15 protein-coding genes and 3 pseudogenes are annotated in these 16,208 nt (G+C 62.2%); 6 read left to right on the forward strand and 12 right to left on the reverse strand.

Translation table 11 applies throughout. From position 1 onward, the window contains the following. Positions 1-515 (forward strand): annotated as a pseudogene (locus tag CG471_RS30795) (hypothetical protein); the annotation flags it as partial. Next, entirely contained in the window at positions 512-880 is a 369-nt protein-coding gene (locus tag CG471_RS24725; protein ID WP_052076616.1) for a TetR/AcrR family transcriptional regulator, read from the forward strand. The pseudogene CG471_RS30795 and the gene CG471_RS24725, both read left to right, overlap by 4 nt. 422 nt (positions 881-1,302) lie before the next feature. On the opposite strand, the gene arsB is transcribed toward CG471_RS24725, so the two are convergent. The 4 genes and pseudogenes from arsB to CG471_RS24740 all read right to left on the reverse strand — a co-directional run bounded on the left by arsB (position 1,303) and on the right by CG471_RS24740 (position 3,706). Continuing rightward, positions 1,303-2,382: an ACR3 family arsenite efflux transporter gene (gene arsB / locus CG471_RS24730; RefSeq protein WP_037509304.1), complete on the reverse strand. Its 1,080-nt coding sequence runs from the start codon at positions 2,380-2,382 to the stop codon at positions 1,303-1,305. A gap of 13 nt (positions 2,383-2,395) precedes the next feature. Next, positions 2,396-2,827 carry an arsenate reductase (glutaredoxin) gene (gene arsC, locus CG471_RS31015; protein WP_037509366.1) on the reverse strand — a complete coding sequence of 144 codons (432 nt, stop codon included), beginning with the start codon at positions 2,825-2,827 and terminating at the stop codon, positions 2,396-2,398. A gap of 39 nt (positions 2,828-2,866) precedes the next feature. After that, positions 2,867-3,346: pseudogene (locus CG471_RS31020) on the reverse strand (arsenate reductase ArsC); the annotation flags it as partial. A 9-nt stretch (positions 3,347-3,355) separates the two neighbouring features. Continuing rightward, positions 3,356-3,706: a helix-turn-helix transcriptional regulator gene (locus CG471_RS24740; protein ID WP_037509303.1), complete on the reverse strand. Its 351-nt coding sequence runs from the start codon at positions 3,704-3,706 to the stop codon at positions 3,356-3,358. A 210-nt stretch (positions 3,707-3,916) separates the two neighbouring features. On the opposite strand from CG471_RS24740, the gene CG471_RS24745 reads away from it, so the two are divergent. The 4 genes from CG471_RS24745 to arsH all read left to right on the forward strand — a co-directional run bounded on the left by CG471_RS24745 (position 3,917) and on the right by arsH (position 6,933). After that, entirely contained in the window at positions 3,917-4,972 is a 1,056-nt protein-coding gene (locus CG471_RS24745; RefSeq protein ID WP_099234103.1) for an ArsO family NAD(P)H-dependent flavin-containing monooxygenase, read from the forward strand. Positions 4,973-5,047: 75 nt separating this feature from the next. Continuing rightward, on the forward strand, positions 5,048-5,377 hold the full coding sequence (locus CG471_RS24750; RefSeq protein WP_037509301.1) for a helix-turn-helix transcriptional regulator: 330 nt from the start codon (positions 5,048-5,050) through the stop codon (positions 5,375-5,377). A 105-nt stretch (positions 5,378-5,482) separates the two neighbouring features. After that, the gene (locus tag CG471_RS24755; protein ID WP_037509299.1) at positions 5,483-6,019 is read left to right on the forward strand and encodes a GNAT family N-acetyltransferase; all 537 of its coding nucleotides are present in this window, start codon (positions 5,483-5,485) and stop codon (positions 6,017-6,019) included. A 167-nt stretch (positions 6,020-6,186) separates the two neighbouring features. Next, positions 6,187-6,933 carry an arsenical resistance protein ArsH gene (arsH, locus tag CG471_RS24760; RefSeq protein WP_062069117.1) on the forward strand — a complete coding sequence of 249 codons (747 nt, stop codon included), beginning with the start codon at positions 6,187-6,189 and terminating at the stop codon, positions 6,931-6,933. Between the two features lie 414 nt (positions 6,934-7,347). Here the strand turns inward: arsH and CG471_RS24765 are convergent. The 8 genes and pseudogenes from CG471_RS24765 to CG471_RS24800 all read right to left on the reverse strand — a co-directional run. Further along, positions 7,348-7,926, reverse strand: a pseudogene (locus CG471_RS24765) (hypothetical protein); the annotation flags it as partial. Beyond that, positions 7,923-8,567, reverse strand: a complete 645-nt coding sequence (locus tag CG471_RS24770) for an antitoxin of toxin-antitoxin stability system (RefSeq protein WP_099234104.1) — start codon at positions 8,565-8,567, stop codon at positions 7,923-7,925. The pseudogene CG471_RS24765 and the gene CG471_RS24770, both read right to left, overlap by 4 nt. Beyond that, positions 8,560-8,970 carry a hypothetical protein gene (locus CG471_RS24775; RefSeq protein WP_037509295.1) on the reverse strand — a complete coding sequence of 137 codons (411 nt, stop codon included), beginning with the start codon at positions 8,968-8,970 and terminating at the stop codon, positions 8,560-8,562. The genes CG471_RS24770 and CG471_RS24775 overlap by 8 nt, the downstream gene beginning before the upstream one ends. 55 nt (positions 8,971-9,025) lie before the next feature. Next, complete coding sequence (locus CG471_RS24780) at positions 9,026-9,655, reverse strand: hypothetical protein (RefSeq protein ID WP_037509294.1); 630 nt, start codon at positions 9,653-9,655, stop codon at positions 9,026-9,028. A 72-nt stretch (positions 9,656-9,727) separates the two neighbouring features. Next, complete coding sequence (locus CG471_RS24785; RefSeq protein ID WP_037509292.1) at positions 9,728-10,690, reverse strand: phosphoadenosine phosphosulfate reductase family protein; 963 nt, start codon at positions 10,688-10,690, stop codon at positions 9,728-9,730. A 2-nt stretch (positions 10,691-10,692) separates the two neighbouring features. Next, positions 10,693-11,616 (reverse strand): ArdC family protein, encoded by a 924-nt coding sequence (locus CG471_RS24790; RefSeq protein ID WP_037509358.1) that lies wholly within the window; start codon positions 11,614-11,616, stop codon positions 10,693-10,695. A gap of 111 nt (positions 11,617-11,727) precedes the next feature. Continuing rightward, positions 11,728-13,782, reverse strand: coding sequence for a ParB/RepB/Spo0J family partition protein (locus tag CG471_RS24795; protein ID WP_037509289.1), 2,055 nt, complete (start codon positions 13,780-13,782; stop codon positions 11,728-11,730). A gap of 225 nt (positions 13,783-14,007) precedes the next feature. Then, positions 14,008-15,873: a strawberry notch C-terminal domain-containing protein gene (locus tag CG471_RS24800; protein WP_099234105.1), complete on the reverse strand. Its 1,866-nt coding sequence runs from the start codon at positions 15,871-15,873 to the stop codon at positions 14,008-14,010. Positions 15,874-16,208: the final 335 nt, after the last annotated feature.

A 16,208-nucleotide genomic window follows, 5' to 3' on the forward strand; every position in this document is an offset into this window, starting at 1 on the left:
ATGCGGGCACTTCCCAATCCGGCTTCCGTTCGGAGATCGAAGAGGAACGTCGCCTCGCTCAGCTCAGCGATATCGTCGAGATGTACGAGGACTGGAAGGCAGGGATCAATCCAGGCGGCCCCATGCGCTCGAAACTCGTCGCCGAATTTACAAGCATCAGGAGCAAGATTGGTGATCTGCCCGGCACGGTCGTTGATGATCGGCGCCGCGCAAAAATGCTTTCAAACACTGCCGTCACGCTTCATCCGGGTTATATCAACGACTGCTTCTTCTATGCCGACCACGCCCTCTGCTTGAAGGTGAAAGGAGCTGAGGTGCAGCCGGCATTTACGAGGTGCCAGCCTGCTCGTTGTCCGAACAGCGTGGTGGCGAGGCGGCATGTGCTGGCTCTGCAATCATGCATCGCAGATGCCGAGACCATGAAAAATAGCAAGAACATCAGCCCGATCCAGAAACACGCCATTGAGGCACAGATCGTTATTTACAGACAGTTGCTGGAACAGGTCGAACGATGACGAGGAAAGCGAACCCTCCCCGAAAATCGCAAACCACCGTCGCGCTGCTTGACGCCTATAACCGCTTGCGCGACGGCAAAGGCACCGCGACGAATGGCAAGCTGAGCATAACCAATGTTGCCCGCGAGGCGGGGGTCAGTCGAGCGACGGCCTATCGATGCTCCAAACTTCTCGCTTTGTTAGATGAAGCTCCGAAGCCGCCGAAGGCCAAACCACAAATCACGAGCGGTAAGGCCGAGCTGCGCAACGTGATCAACCAGTTGCTCAATCGTATCATCATGCTGGAGGCTGCGTTGGAAGCCAAAGAGGCGGAAATCCGGCAATTGCGTTCAATGCTGCCAAAACCAGGGGCGGCCAGCTCATGATGCGAGCGAGCCCTGAGGACATTACAATCGACGCCACGTTGCACGCTCAATTCGCTCTACGCTACATGGCGACGCGAGCCCGTCACGGGCGGGATACCCATTGAACGCAGATTCAGTTTAGAACCCTCCCCGCTTGCGCAGCACTGATCCTGCCCTGCACAACGCTTGATGGATTTTGGTTGGGCCCATCGCTCGACGAAAAATTCTCTCAATCAACAGCCTGCCTGCGACCAGCAGCTTGAACGGGTATCTCGCATGTAAATGACCGCGATGGGCCGCTTGCTGTCCGACCGGTTCTGGTTTGAAAAACGAAGAAAGCTGCCGTTGGCGAAGTGATGTCGAGCAGGCGCAACTGCTGTGTCTGTGCCGAGAGGGCTATCGTTGAGAGATCTCGGCGCAGACAACAGTTCGCGAACTCAGGCTCAGGTGGACGCGCGCGCCCGCTGTGGCACAGTGTCAGGGAACCAGCGCCGTCCAAACCAGAAGGCAACATTGACCAGCAGGATCAGGACCGGCACCTCGACCAGCGGCCCAATCACTGCAGCGAACGCAACCGGCGACGAAAGCCCGAAAGCCGCAATGGCAACCGCGATGGCGAGTTCGAAGTTGTTGCCTGCCGCTGTGAAGGCAACGGCCGTCGTGCGCGGGTAATCGCTCTCGACGAGCTTCCCCATGAAGAACGCGATCGTGAACTGGACGACGAAATAGATCGTCAACGGGACCGCCACGCGCAGGGCATCACCGGGCAGCGCGAGAATTTCGCTTCCCTTGAGGCTGAACATAGCAACGATCGTGAAGAGCAGCGCGACCAGCGTCACGGGCCCAATCTTCGGCAGGAACGTGTGCTCATACCACTCGTTGCCCTTGGCCTTCGTCAGCACCTTTCGGGTCACGAAGCCGGCGAGGAACGGAATGCCAAGGTAGATCAAGACAGCTTGGGCAATCGTCCAGAAACTCACGTCGATCACGCTACCTTCGAGCCCGAACAACGGCGGCAGGAAAGCCAGGAAGAACCAAGCGTAGACGCTGAAGAACAAGATCTGGAAGATCGAGTTGAACGCGACCAGCGCTGCAACGTACTGGTTGTTGCCCTTCGCAAGTTGGTTCCAGACGATAACCATGGCGATGCAACGCGCCAGACCGATCAGGATCAGGCCGGTCATGTATTCCGGCTTGTCGCGCAGGAACAGGACCGCGAGGGCGAACATCAGGACTGGTCCGATAAGCCAGTTCTGGATGAGCGAGATCACAAGGATGCGCTTGTCGTCGAGGATATGAGGCAGTTCCTCATACCGTACCCGCGCAAGCGGCGGATACATCATGAGGATCAGGCCGATTGCGATGGGGATGTTTGTCGACCCCCAAGACAGGCTGTCGATTGTCTTTGGTAGGCCGGGGAACACGGAGCCCAAGCCTACGCCCAGCGCCATGGCCAGGAATATCCAGAGGGTCAGATAGCGATCAAGGAACGAGAGACGTTCCGGCTTGGGCTCGATGGTCATGGGTCCTGCTCGCTCAGCCAGCTACGCGATTGCCGGCCGCATCGACCACCTGTTCGCCGTCTTCCTTCGCGAAAGCGCCTTGCTGCGCAGCGGGAATGAGGTCGAGCACTTCTTCGGACGGACGGCATAGCTTAACGCCGAGCGGTGAGACGACCAGCGGCCGGTTGATAAGGATCGGATGCTCCATCATCGCATCGATCAATTCGGCATCGGTGAGGTCGGCATTACCCAGGCCCAGTTCGGCATAAGGCGTGCCTTTCTCGCGAAGCAGCGCGCGAGGGGTCATAGCCGCACGCGAGATCAGGCTTTCCAGCAATGCGCGCGAGGGCGGCGTCTTCAGATACTCAATGACGTGCGGCTCGATGCCGGCATTGCGGATCATCGCGAGGGCATTGCGCGACGTGCCGCACTCCGGGTTGTGGTAGATGATGATGTCGGTGGTCATACTGTTTGCTCCAGCTTTGAGGCTCGCACCTTCGCTTTGGCCGATTTCGAGAAGTTTTTGCTGCATCGCCATCTTGTCGATGCTGTCGTGCGGGAGGGTGAGGAACAGCGAGATGCGGTTGTGAAGATAGCGCAGCGCCTTCAGGAACGCCTCGCGCTGGCCTTCGCCTTCAACTGCGGCCGGGTCCTCAATACCCCAATGCGCCGTGATCGGATGTCCGATCCACACCGGGCATGTCTCACCGGCGGCGTTGTCACAGACGGTGAAGATAAAATCGAACTTAGGAGCGCCGGGCTTCGCGAACTCGTCCCAGCTCTTGGAATACATGCCCCGCTTGTCGATCCCCATTTCATCGAGAACCGCAAGAGCCATCGGGTGAACCTTGCCCTTGGGCTGGCTGCCGGCGCTGTACGCCACGAAGCGATCGCCACCGAGCTGGTTCATGAGCGCTTCGCCCAGGATGGAGCGCGCGCTGTTACCGGTGCATAGGAACAGGACGTTGTAGGTTCTGTCGGACATGGAGCACCCTCAAGCTGATGTATCGCAGCGAATCTTGGCGATCAGGTCCGAGCACATCTCCGGCGCCCCCTGGCAGCAATCCTGCATGAGGAACGTGAGCAGCCGCTGCATTCCGGCATAGTTGGCGCGGTAGCGGATGAGGCGGCTTTCCCGTTCGGATTGAACGAGGCCTGCGCGCTCAAGCGTGCTCAAGTGGTGGGACATCGTCGACTGCGGCACGCCCGCGCGCTCGGCAATGGCGCCCGCGACATGGCCTTCCGGCCCTGCCTGGATCAGCATGCGGAACACGGACAAGCGCGTTTCATGCGCCAAAGCGCTCAATGCATCGACTGCCCACACCTGGGAGTTGAGGTCATTCATGATTCGTCGATCCTTCTAGGATTATCGAAATATGGGCGCGCCGAAGGCTCGTCAATCGATATTTCCAAAACCGTGGAAATATGGATTCACCGTGCTATTGCGGTCCTTAGAGGAATGCACGTCGTTCAAAGTTATGCGAGCTCAAGCAAGCTGCTGCGGCGCCAATGCTTTCTCCAGCACTGCCTCGATCCTCGGAATGGGAGCGACCGAATGAGAACGCACGACATCGTCATAGTTGGCGGCGGGCAAATGGGGCTGTCGTTGGGCTATTATCTACGCCGTTCCGGGGCAGATTTCGTGATCGTCGATTCAGAAACCGGTCCTGGCGGCGCGTGGCGGCATGGCTGGGATTCGCTGCGGCTGTTTTCTCCAGCGGGATACAGTTCATTGCCCGGTTGGCTGATGCCCCCGCCCTCACACAAGGGGTATCCGACCCGCGATGATGTGCTCGATTACCTGAGCCGCTACGAGGAACGCTACAAGCTGCCCATCCAAAGGCCCGTACGCGTAGAGACCATCCGCCGGTCCGGCGCTCATCTGGAGGTTGTGACGGAGGATGGGCCCTATTTTGCTCGCTTCGTTGTCAGCGCGACCGGTACTTGGTCGCACTCCTATGTGCCTGAGTATCCCGGTCACGATCTGTTTGAGGGGACGCAAGTCCACTCCGCGCTGTACAACCGCCCGGAGGCCTATGCCGGGCAATCGGTGCTGGTTGTCGGGGGTGGCAACAGCGGCGCGCAAATCATGGCGGAGATTGCTCCGATTGCCAGCGCGACCTGGGTTACAACACATGACCCACTGTTTCTTCCCGATGATGTCGACGGGCGGGTACTCTTCGAAAGGGCCGTGGCTCGGATGAAAGGGCCGCCAGATGGAGAGCCTGTCGGCGGTGTCGGCGACATCGTGATGGTTCCTCCTGTCAAAGCGGCGCGCGATCGCGGCGACCTCTCCTCGGTGCGGCCATTCACCCGAATGACGGCAACAGGCGTAGTTTGGCCCGATGGATCGGAAACAGCCGTGGATGCGGTGATCTGGTGCACCGGATTCAAGCCGGCGCTCGACCACCTGCAATCGCTGAACGTGGTGGAGGCCGATGGCAGGGTCCACGTTGAGGACTATCGCTCGATCAAAGAGGAACGCCTCTGGATGGCCGGATACGGCGATTGGACGGGGCCTGGCTCCGCGACCCTGATGGGCGCTGCACGAACCGCACGCGATGTGTCCGCGCTGCTCACTTCGGCGCTGGCGGAGGCTGCCGACAGCTGAGGCACCGGCCGGCTTTTTATCGGGAATTTCCGATTCAATATTGACGATCGCAATCCAATCGGTAAATTACGATGAATGAACACCGAAGAAGCCCTCGCTCTGCTTTCAGCGCTCGCGCACCCTACGCGACTGGAGGCCTTCAGGCTGTTGATCCGGCATGAGCCCGGTGGGCTTTCCACGGGTGAATTGGTCGAGGCATCTGGGCTGAGCCAGAGCACATTTTCGACGCACCTCGCCGTCATGGTGAAGGCGGGTCTCGTCATCGCCGAAAAGCGCGGGCGACAGCAAATTCAGCGCGCCAACCTGGATTCCTTGCGCGGCGTGATGGTCTTTCTCGCCAAGGATTGCTGCCAGGGTCGAACCGAACTCTACGAGCCGCTGCTGGCTGAGCTGACCTGCATCTGACGGGACGCGAGTGAATCCCGTTCCTGTAAGTGCGCCCGCAGTGCAGCGAACCGGCCAGCGTTTGCCTGCCATGTTGAACCTTAAAAGCCCACTTGGAGTACGCCAGTGACGATCTCTGTTCGAAGCGTGACCGTCGATGACGCGGAAGCCATCGCTGCCATCTACGCCCATCACGTACTGCACGGCACGGCGACCTATGAGATCGTTCCGCCCACGGTTGCCGAGACCACCGTCAAGATTGAGACCATCACCGACCGGAATTGGCCTTTCCTCGTCGCCTGCGAGGGAACGGAAGTTGTCGGCTATGCATACGCGACGCAGTTCCGAGATCGTCCTGCCTACGCTTTTGCTTGCGAGAACAGCATCTACATCGCGCATGATCGACGGGGCTCCGGGATCGGCAAGCGACTTCTCACGGCTTTGCTTGATGCTGCGGAAACTTACGGCTTCCGGCAAATGGTCGCTGTGATCGGAGGCGGCGAACCTGCTTCCGTTGCGCTGCACGGATCCTGCGCCTTCGAACACGTCGGCCGACTGACAGGCATGGGCTGGAAGGCGGGCCGATGGCTCGACACCGTCTACATGCAGATCGCGCTTGGCGGCGGCACGGCTTCTGCGCCGACAGCGGATCGACCGGCCTAGAGCCCAAATACCTGTGCGGTCGGTCAGTGCCGCCCGGTTCTTCGACCGCGATGCCCTGCGATCGTCCCGCGAAGAAGTGGACCGCAGTCGTGCCGGGCGAGGTTCGAACAGACATTTTGCCGCCGAAATGAAGCGGCGTGCAGCCGACTTGAGAAAGGTATTCGAGAATGAGATTGCGTGAACTCGCAGCCCCCGACCATTTGCCGGCGTTGGACAAGGCGTTCGCATTCGAGCGTCCAGCCACCGGCCTCGGCTCAGACCAGCCTCCGCCCCGCATTCTGTTGCTTTATGGTTCGCTCAGGGAACGCTCGTTCTCGCGCCTCGCCGTGGAGGAGGCTGCTCGCCTGTTGCAGTTCTTCGGCGCCGAGACGCGGATCTTCGATCCCAGCGACCTGCCGCTGCCCGATCAGGTGGCCGGAGACGACCACCCGGCCGTGCATGAGCTGCGCGAGCACGCGCTCTGGTCCGAAGGCATGGTCTGGTGCAGCCCGGAGCGACACGGCCAGATCAGCGGCATCATGAAGATGCAGATCGACCACCTCCCGCTTCAGATGCGCGGGATGCGGCCGACGCAAGGACGGACACTTGCCGTCATGCAGGTGTCCGGCGGCTCGCAATCCTTCAATGCCGTCAATTCACTGCGCCTGTTGGGTCGGTGGATGCGGATGTTCACGATCCCCAACCAGTCGTCGGTAGCAATGGCGTACAAAGAGTTCGACGAAGACGGCCGGATGCGGGCGTCGAGCTATTACGATCGGATCATCGACGTCATGGAGGAGCTGGTCCGCTTCACCGTGCTGATGCGTCCGCATGCGGTGCAACTTGTCGACCGCTATTCCGAACGCAAGGAGGCGGGTGTTCCAGTCGATGCCTCCACAGACCATTCTGCGATCGCCATCGCGCCTCAAAGCTGAATCGAAGGTCCTCTTGGCCTGACTGTCAAATGGGAGTGTCGATGAAGCGGTACTCCCAACGCACCAAGTATCCGGAGGAATGGCAGGTTTCGGGGGCGGCACGGCTTGGCCCAAACGGCCGATTTGGGCGCGTACCAGACATTTCCCAATCTGTCGGCGCAATGATCAAGGCCGCATCAGCAACCCGACAGGCAATGGCAAGTTAGTTTCTTCCGCTCAGCAAAGTCATTCCGGATGCCCCCGCGACGAGTCGCGCCGCCTTCGGCGGTTGCGCTCGGGACAGTTGCAAAGTGCAGTAGCGCTTTGCAACTGTCCCGAGCGCTTCAATGGTCTCGAATCGTCTCAAACGGCGGTTAATTTTATAGCGCATAAATAAAGGGTTGTGATGAGACGAGACACCATCTGCAAACATAAAAAGAAGCAGCTCGACTTGGGGGGAACGGGCAGACCCGCGGCTGCAATCCGCGCCGCGCACCGCGCGCGATCCCATCCCCATTCGCGCAACGGATAACGGTAGTGGTAGCGCGGATCCTCGCAGACGAGCGCATGGCGGTAACGCTGCGTATCGCGCGCTGAAGCATCGTAGCCGATCAGCTTGGTGACCCGCCCTCCTTCGTCCCAGCAACGGCGCGCCGGCTCCCAGCCCGCCGTCCACGCTTCCTGGGGGGCCACCTTCCATTTCTGCGAGCAGGACCCCCCACCGAACACGACCGAAGGGAGCGTCGCATTCGAGAGCATATTTTCGGCGATGGTCGCATAAGGCGGCCAGTGCTTGAAATTGCGCGGTTGATACCGAACGATTTCGGAGGCGATGCCGCGTTCTTCCATCCAGGTGCGGAAGAGTGGGATGAAGGCATAGGTCTGGTTCTTCTCGGAACCTGGATCAGCGAACAGCACCATGTCGATGGGCTCTCCCCGTTCCGCCAGTTCGATGATCATCGCGGTTGAATCGACGCCGGCGCCCCATGCAGCGATGACAGGGGGCCGCGTCATGGGAAGCGCACACCGTCATCGGTGAAGCTGTAGTCATTGGCGATGATCGCCGCATCGACCTGCTCGTCGGCCGTCTGATACGCATATTCGGCTTCGAGCTGGCGATAGAGCCACCGTGCGAGGTCGCGCAGCGCCTCCACCACCACCTCTTCGGCACCGTCGGTCATCGCGCTTTCGACAGGACCGGACCGCTCGACGTCGATCGTCATGCTATATTCGTGATAATAGCGGCCGCGATGGGTGATGCCGGCCCCGAGCTGGTAGAAGTTCAACCGCTGGATCGCCGCCAACGTATCCGCAATCCGGTGGAGTTCGCCATCGCGCGGCGCATGGGCGCGGATCGCCTTCACCGAAGACCGGGCATAGCGGTAGCGCCCTTCGAAACACGCTCCGTCGCCCTGGCTCGAGAAGCCTGAGAACCAGATGCGCGGTGCTTGCCGGGTCCCTCCCCCGTACAGGCGGACGGCATGGCTGCTCAGTTCGACGCCGATGAGTTCGCAAATGCGCGCGAAGTCGTCGAACACAAATTCATGCCAGTCATCGCAGGGTGGGTCCTGCCGATACCAGCGGCGCGCCGCATCCTTAGCGGTCGCCGACAGCTCCTGGAGCCGATAGACGTTGGTGGTGACAAGCTCAGGCATTGCCGTCGCCTCCTGCCAGGACGCCGGCCAGCCACTCCGACGTCGACGTCCAGCTGAGGGAACTGCGGTCGGACAGGTCGACCACATGCGCGCCCCCGCCGAAGCCATCGAGCAACGGACGCGAAGCGGTCAGGCCATATTCGAAGCCCCACCGCCCCTCCAGGAAGAGCCTCTCGGCGCAAAGCAGCACGAAGCTGATGACCAGCTCGACATCGCCTCCGCCATCGTCGTGGATCCAAAGCTCGGTGCCTTCATCGGCGGGCGGTTCGAGCCTGAAGCCATCGGGAAAGGTGAGGCCATCCTCGTTTGGGAGCGTATCAGCGTACAAGGCGAGCGCCTGCTCGACATTGGCGCGGTTCCCGACATCGAGCGTGCAGGAACAATGCGTGTAATAGTCAGCCACAATAGCCTCCTTGATTTGCGCGCCGGACGAACTGGCGCATGGATGAAACCGGTGGTTAGGCCGCGACCGGCAAGGGCGTGCGAGCGGGGCGCAGCGCCGAAAGGCGGCGAGCGAAGGCGCCGGGATCGAGCAGAAGCGCCGCCTTGCCGTGACAGGGATGCCCCGCAATCACGCCGCGCGCGCAGCGGAACCAGGTTACCTCGCTATCGGGCAAAAAGCCGCGCGGGACGACGCGGACGGTGAAGTCGGCATGGCGCAGCTCGGTCATGCCATCCTCATGATCGCCACCAGCCGTGACGACGATCTTGCACTCCTCTGGAGCGAGACCGAGCGCCTCGGTGACGCGCGCAAGCGCCTGACGCGCCTGCGCATGAAAGGTCCGCTTGGCGATACGGTCCCCGCCGACCCGATGGCCGGCAATGGCGAGCAGAGCCGGATGCGCGAGGATCGCTGCGCGATCGGCCGCGCATCGTGCGGCAAGAGCGGCGACATCCGGTGCGGCGCGCGCAGCGCTGCCGGCCAGCGCCCGGATAAGAAGCAGGATCGCTGCGTCCTGTTCGATGGACTTACCGGCGCGCCGACAGTCGTCGATCGCACTGAGCAACCCATGAAGCGCAGCGCCTATGGTTGCATCCGGGTCGGGAATGAGCGCCTGATTATGGCGATAGAGCGTATCGTAGAACATCGGTCAGCCTCCAGCTTGGCGCAATGATGCGCACCCCGCCGAAGGCCCCCTCTCCTCTCGCTCCAGCCAAGATCAGGTCGGGCCAGCACGTTCGCCGAACGCGCCTGCCGGCAACGACCAAGGGTCGAGCGTGATCCGCAGCCGCCAGACGGAATCATCCGCCTGCGACCGATCATCCTCATGGGTCAGAGCTGCGGGATAGGGGCACCCGCGGTCGGCCAACTCGGTCACGCTAAACGAGCGATGGATCGTCCTGCCGCTCGCCGCTTCGCGGCGGGCGATGCCCTCAAACGCGTCTGGAAAGATCAGGCGCAGGGTCGCCCATTGATCCGCCGTCCCGAAAATGCAGCATCGACATGAGAGGCGGCCCCAACCTAGACGATATGCCGGATGCGGCCTGATCCGCGCCGACGCGATGATGTCCCACACCTGTTGCTCGGTCCAAAGCAGCACCGGCCGCCAATGATCGACATGGCGCCGGCCGCTCATGGTCCGATGGGGTTCGAGAACCGCATAGCGAGCACGGCCGGGGCTTTCCTCCGCGCGCTCCCCGGTGAGAACGAGGGTCTTGCCCTCGAAAAAGCGGCCTTGATTGCGGATGGCCGCCGCAAGCACATCGATCTTGAGCGCCGGGCTGCACCAGCGCACCCGAAGATCGGCCGAGACCTGGGGGAACAGGCCCCGAGTGCCCGATGGCCCGGCCCCGCCCGCAACGCGCGAACCATCGGGGGTGTCGAACATGATCGGCGCGGTCGACGCATTTTCCCGGTCTAGTTCCCGCGCGAAACCGCCGACCCGGCAGGACCGGTATAGGACGATCCCAAGATGGCGGGCGAGCGCGTCGACATAAGCCGGTGTGCAGGGCCAATCCATGAAGCTCGGCCCCTGACCGTCCACATCATGGTGATGCAATTCGATCCGTGCTGGAGGAACGCCGTGCGCCAACAGGACGAGAAGGCTGGCGAGGCTGTCCTTGCCGCCGCTGAAGGCCACGACGAAGCGGCGGTAGGCGGCGAGGTCGGGGAGGCCGTCCATGATCACGCCGCTTCACGAACGGTCTCGTTTCGATCATGGGCATCGGCAAGACCGGTAGCGCGCAGCAGATAGCCCGCCGCCGCTTCCGCCTTGGCGGCAGCGGTCATGACCGCCCGACTGTCGCGCTTGAGCACGCGCAGCCATGAGGCGATGTAGCTGGCATGGTCATCGAGATGCGCGGTCGGAAGGCCGAGATCAGCCCCGAGCAGCGCAGCAGTCATCTCGGCGCACAGTTCCTCGAACGCATAAGCGTCATCGCCGAATTTCTTGCCGAATTCGCGATTGAGGCGGTCGGGATGGCCCGTCCAGTGCCCAGCCTCATGGGCGAGCGTCGATGCCCAATAGGCCTTCGTGGTGAACAACTCGATCGGCGGCATGGTGATGCTGTCGGCGACGCGGTCGTAAAAGGCGCGGTCGCCACGAACCTGCACGGATGCAGGAAGGGCGCGCACGAACCGATCTGCCCGGTCGGGCAATACGTCACCCGGCGCGACGAGTGCGACACGGCTCGGATAATAGTCTGCGGGCAGCCCCTCGATCTGGTCGACATTGAAGACCGCATAGCTGCGCAGCATCGCCCGGACCTCGTCGGTCACGGCTCCCGTCACTGGCGAGGCGACCTCCTTGGTGAAGGTCTTGTAGAAGATCGCGAACTGGGATTTTTCACCTTGGCGGACCTGGCCACCGAGCGCCTGAGCCTGTTTGTAGGTCATCCAGGTGCGCGCGGCATATCCAGCGCTCTCCGCGACCAGCCAGAGCCAGAAGCAGTTGATGCCGCGATAGGGCTCGCCCGTCACGCGCAGCGGACGACCACCGAGCCCGGGGCGCCAGGGCTTCACCCACGGACGAACGCCGGCTTCGAGCCTGTCGATGATGGTGCTGGTGATGAATTCAGCGGGCCATGGCTTGTCGGTGGTCTTGGCCACGATCAATCTCCGATTTGAAAAGAGGCGGACCCGACGGCTGACGGATCATGAAAAAAAGGGCGGCACTCAGAAGAGCACCGCCCCAAGTCGCCTCGAACTGTCGGCTGAGCGTCAGGCCGCTTCGCTCAGGTCATCGTCGTCGGTGATCTCGCCCACCGGCTCGACGTCCTCGCCGTCCAGCGCGTCATCGACCGCCTCGACATCCTCGTCATCCTCGGCCTCAAGGAAGGCCGAGCGGGTGGGATAACGTTCCGGCTTTTCGATCGCATCGAACCGCATGGCGTCGGGCAACCAGGCGGTCGCCTTCTCGCGGATTTCAGCCTCGACGATACCCTGGCCATTGCAGAGCGACGCGCAGGTGCTGGCAAGGTCGCCCTTCTTGGCATCCTTGTAGCGACCGCGAAGGATCGGGCCGCCGATGTCCTCCAGCGCGTCCAGCATCACATCCTTCTTCACCCGGCCGAAGAAGTTTGCGGCGGTGGGACGCCACCACTGTTCGACCTGGATATCAAGAATCCGGCCGAGGTGATCGTGGAACCCGTTCAGCCGACCGCCATCACCGGCATTCAGCGTCGGCTCGAGCGTCTGGGCGATGACGAAGGCGACCCAGTTACCCCGGGCTTCGTCGTCAAGCGCGCGGAAGGCATCGAAGCGCGCCGACATCGTATCGTGCCCTGCCCAGCTGGTATCGAGCGCTTGCCGTTGATCGGCGATCGTCTGCGACGCAAGCGAGCCCTCGTCGCGAAACGCGAAGATCGGGAATTGCGATGGTGATGCTTTCAGCGTCGAGTGACTGCGGACGTAATTGTTCGCGAAGACGACATCCTGTGCCATCAGGAAGATGGTCAGGTCGAGCGCGAGAGCCGGGTCGCTTGCAAGGTGGGCGACGAGGATCTGACGCCGCTGGGTAGCGAGCTCGTCGACCAGCGTCGCGCTGAGCTTCACCCCCTGCTCGCCCACATCGTCGGCCCCGCCAATCGGGCTGATGACGACAGGTGCGTTCGGATCGACCACCGGCTTCTCGCTGAACATCCGGGTATGGACGCGGACAGTGCCGTCGCCGCCGATATAGACGAACGTGCCGAGCTGGGCGCGGACCTCTGGGTCGACGACCTTGCGGGCGGCGTCGAGTTCGTCGAGTTCACGCTCGATTTCTTCGAGCCGGGCGTTCGCGGCGTCAGCCGCGTCGGTGCCGTCGACCAGCTCCGTTTCGAGCTGATCGACCAGCGTGTCATTTTCCACCGCAAGGGCATCGACCCGTTCCTGTTCGGCCTCCGACAGCGGACGGGCGGTGGCATGATATTCGTGGAGCTGCCGTTCGGTATCGTAGGGCACATGCGTCGCCGCCACCGGCGTGACGAATGCGAGACCCTGAGATTCGGCCAGTTCGGCGGCAGCAGCTTCGAGCTTCTGTGCCGCCATATCCTCCAGGAGCTCGACATCGATCCAGTTCTCGTCGCCCTCGGTCGCAAACAGATCGCCCTCGATGCGGCCGCCGGCGGCGAGATAGGCGTCCCGGCCGACAAAGCGCGCCTTGGCGTCGTTCGCCTTGACGGTGCCGTTCAGGATCGCACGCCGGATATTGTCGGGCTGATTGCCGTAATAGGCCGACTTCATCTGTTCGAAGACTCGCGCCTGGCGGTCGGTATCGCCGGTGACCGCATAGGCCTGTGCGACGCCCAGACTGATTTCACCGGCAGCAAGGGCCTGGAAGATGCAGGGTGCCAGTTCCGCGAGGCGAACGCGCTGCTCAACAAAGCGAGTGGTCACGCCGAACCGCTTGGCCACGTCCTCGGCCGACGCGCCCTTGTCGATGAAGTGATTGAATGCGGTTGCCTCGTCCGCCGGGTTCATCGGCAAGCGGCCGAAATTCTCCGCAAGGCTCGCCTCGGTGCTGTCGGCATCGTCAGCCAGAACCAATGCGGGCACTTCATGATCAGCGGGCAGGACGCCCGTCGCGATAAGATGCTGGAGCGCGCGCAGACGACGCCCACCGGCCTTGACCGTAAAATGGCCGTTCTTCTTCAGGGGGGTGACCACGAGATTCTGCAGCAGCCCGTGCGCCGCGATGGTGGCAGCGAAGGACTCGATATCGAGGTCGCGATTGCTCTTGCGAACATTGTCCTTGGACAGGGACAGGTTCTTCACTTTGACGGATTGGATCATCGAATTTCTCCGAAGGAGAGACGAGCGCCAGCGTGCCGCGCTCGGGACCTGCTCATCAGGCCCACCAAGGCGAAGCCCCCTCCCCTCTCACAGAAAGGGTGATGAGGACCGTCGAAGACGTGCGGACGCGCGCCAGACACTGCGCGACAGGACCAATGCGGCGACGATCACGGTCTTCCCTCGCCGGTTGTCGCGGCGCGGCACGCGTGATCGCCGCCGAGAGGATCAGGCAGCGATGCGAGCCAGGATATCGGCAGCACGGGCGGGCGGCAGGAACAGTCGGGTGCGATAGGCGATGATCTCGGAGAAGCAGCCCAGCGCCTTGAGTTCGGCCAGCCGGCTTGGAGGCCAGTCGATCAGCTCGAGGCGCTGCTCGCCCGCCACGAGACTGCGCTTGAGATGATATGCACCAACCGGCTCCACGCCGCCGCTATCGAGTACGTGCCGAACAATATCGGTCGGTGCGATCTCGATCCCGCCCGCCACGCCGAATGCGCTGCTGACCTTGGACACCATTGGCGCCGGGATGAGACGGCCAAGCAGCGACTGCCCATCTTCAGTCTTCAGGCGCCAGACCTGGACATGATCGTCGGGAAGCTTGCCCCAGACGGGAAGGAGGAGGCCAGTGACGAGGTAGATCGTCTCGGTTCGGGTGCGGTGTCGCAGTTCCTCGACCTCCTGATCCCAGAGCTTCGCAAATTCCTCGGCATCCGCATCTTCCCACAGCGTTTCGAGAAACAGGTCCTGACGGTGACGCTCGGTCCGTGCCGGGCGGACCAGCTCCCAGCGCTTGACCAGCTGGCCGTCCTCGTCGGTGAGCGAATGGGTGGCGCTGCAGATGGCGGCCTTGCCAGATCGGCGGTTCACCACGCACCGGCTCTCGCCACCCTGGAGGAGCCATTCGACACGGTCGCGGCTGACCGGACGATAGCGCTGCTCGGTCTCGAGCCGCAGGATTTCCGTGACAGCGCCGCTCACAGGGTCTTCACGGATACAGGTCCGGTCGAGAATGGTGATCCGCTCGGCATCGATCGTCTCGACGCCGACATCGAGCGTACCAGCTTCCCGCGCCGCCTCGATCCGGGCCTCGATCAAGCCGAGATATTCGTCGAAGATCGCGTTCTGAAGGCTGATCCTCAACGCAAGAATACGGTTTAGCCAGCGCTGTATGGGCGGCAGATCCTCTACCATGCCACCGCCCTCACCCTCGAGATTGAGGCCCGTCAGCGCCTGAAAATCTGTGAGGCTGGTCGAGGCGAGCTTACCGGCGAAGAGCAGCCGGAACCAGGTAACGAGCGAATCCTTGGCAAAATCCGATTCCAGGTTGTCGTGGGGATTGAACAGACCCTGTCCGCCGGTCTGGCGCTGGCCGCGGGTAAGTGCGCCCAGGCTGTCGAGACGGCGCGCGATCGTCGAAATGAAACGGCGTTCGCCCCGGCAGTCCGTCGATACCGGACGAAATAGCGGTGCAGATGCCTGATGGGTGCGATGGGTACGCCCGAGCCCCTGGATCGCGGCGTCGGCTCGCCAGCCCGGCTCGAGCAGATAGTGAATGCGGCGGCTCTGGTTCTCGGCCGCGAGACTGGCGTGGTAGCTGCGGCCAGTGCCGCCGGCATCCGAGAAGATCAGGATGCGCTTGGCACCGCGCATGAAAGCATCGGTCTCGGCAAGATTGCTGCGTGGGGACCGGCTTTCGAGACGCTGTCCACCGCGCGCGTCAGCCACGATCCGGCGCAATCGTCCGGTGACCTCGGCAACCTGATCGACGCCGAAATGGCCGATGATATGGTCCAGCGCGGAGCCTACGACTGGGAGAGCGCACAGTTCTTCCAGCAGCTGTTCGCGCATCTGCAGCGCCTCCTGGCTGTGAACAGGTCGCCCGTCTTCGTCGGTCATCGGCTCGGACCGGACATTGCCGGAATCGTCGGTGTAGGTTCGCATCTGTCGCGTCGGGAACGCCGCGCTCAGATAATCCATGAGGAACTCGCGCGGCGACAATTCGATATCCAGATTGGCCCTCGCCTCGGCATCCAGGGCGGCAAGCGTCCGGTCGAGCATCGCCTCGGCCGTCGAGACGAGCTGGATCACCACGCAATCACCGCGCGCGAGATCGGCATGAATGGCGGGGATCAGCGATGGCAGCTTCAGTGAAATCAGAAGCTGGGCAAAGAACCGCTGTTTGGTCGATTCGAAGATGGAGATCGCCGCAGCCTTCGCTCCGCCATTATAGGTCGATTTGCTGAAACTGTCGGTGATACGGGTCGCGTCGAGCGCGGCCTGCAGGTTGCGGTGAATGATACCTTATCGCGAGGAAGCGGTAATGCGGAGGAACGCGGCGTAGTCCTGCAAAGCTGCGGAACATTTCGCCACGTCCTTCACATTATTCTATAGGGTGTCGAGCCATCCCATCAGATTGGCATCTCGCT

It is taken from the genome of Sphingobium sp. IP1, from assembly GCF_002708645.1.
In the GTDB taxonomy this organism is placed as follows: Bacteria; Pseudomonadota; Alphaproteobacteria; order Sphingomonadales; family Sphingomonadaceae; genus Sphingobium; species Sphingobium yanoikuyae.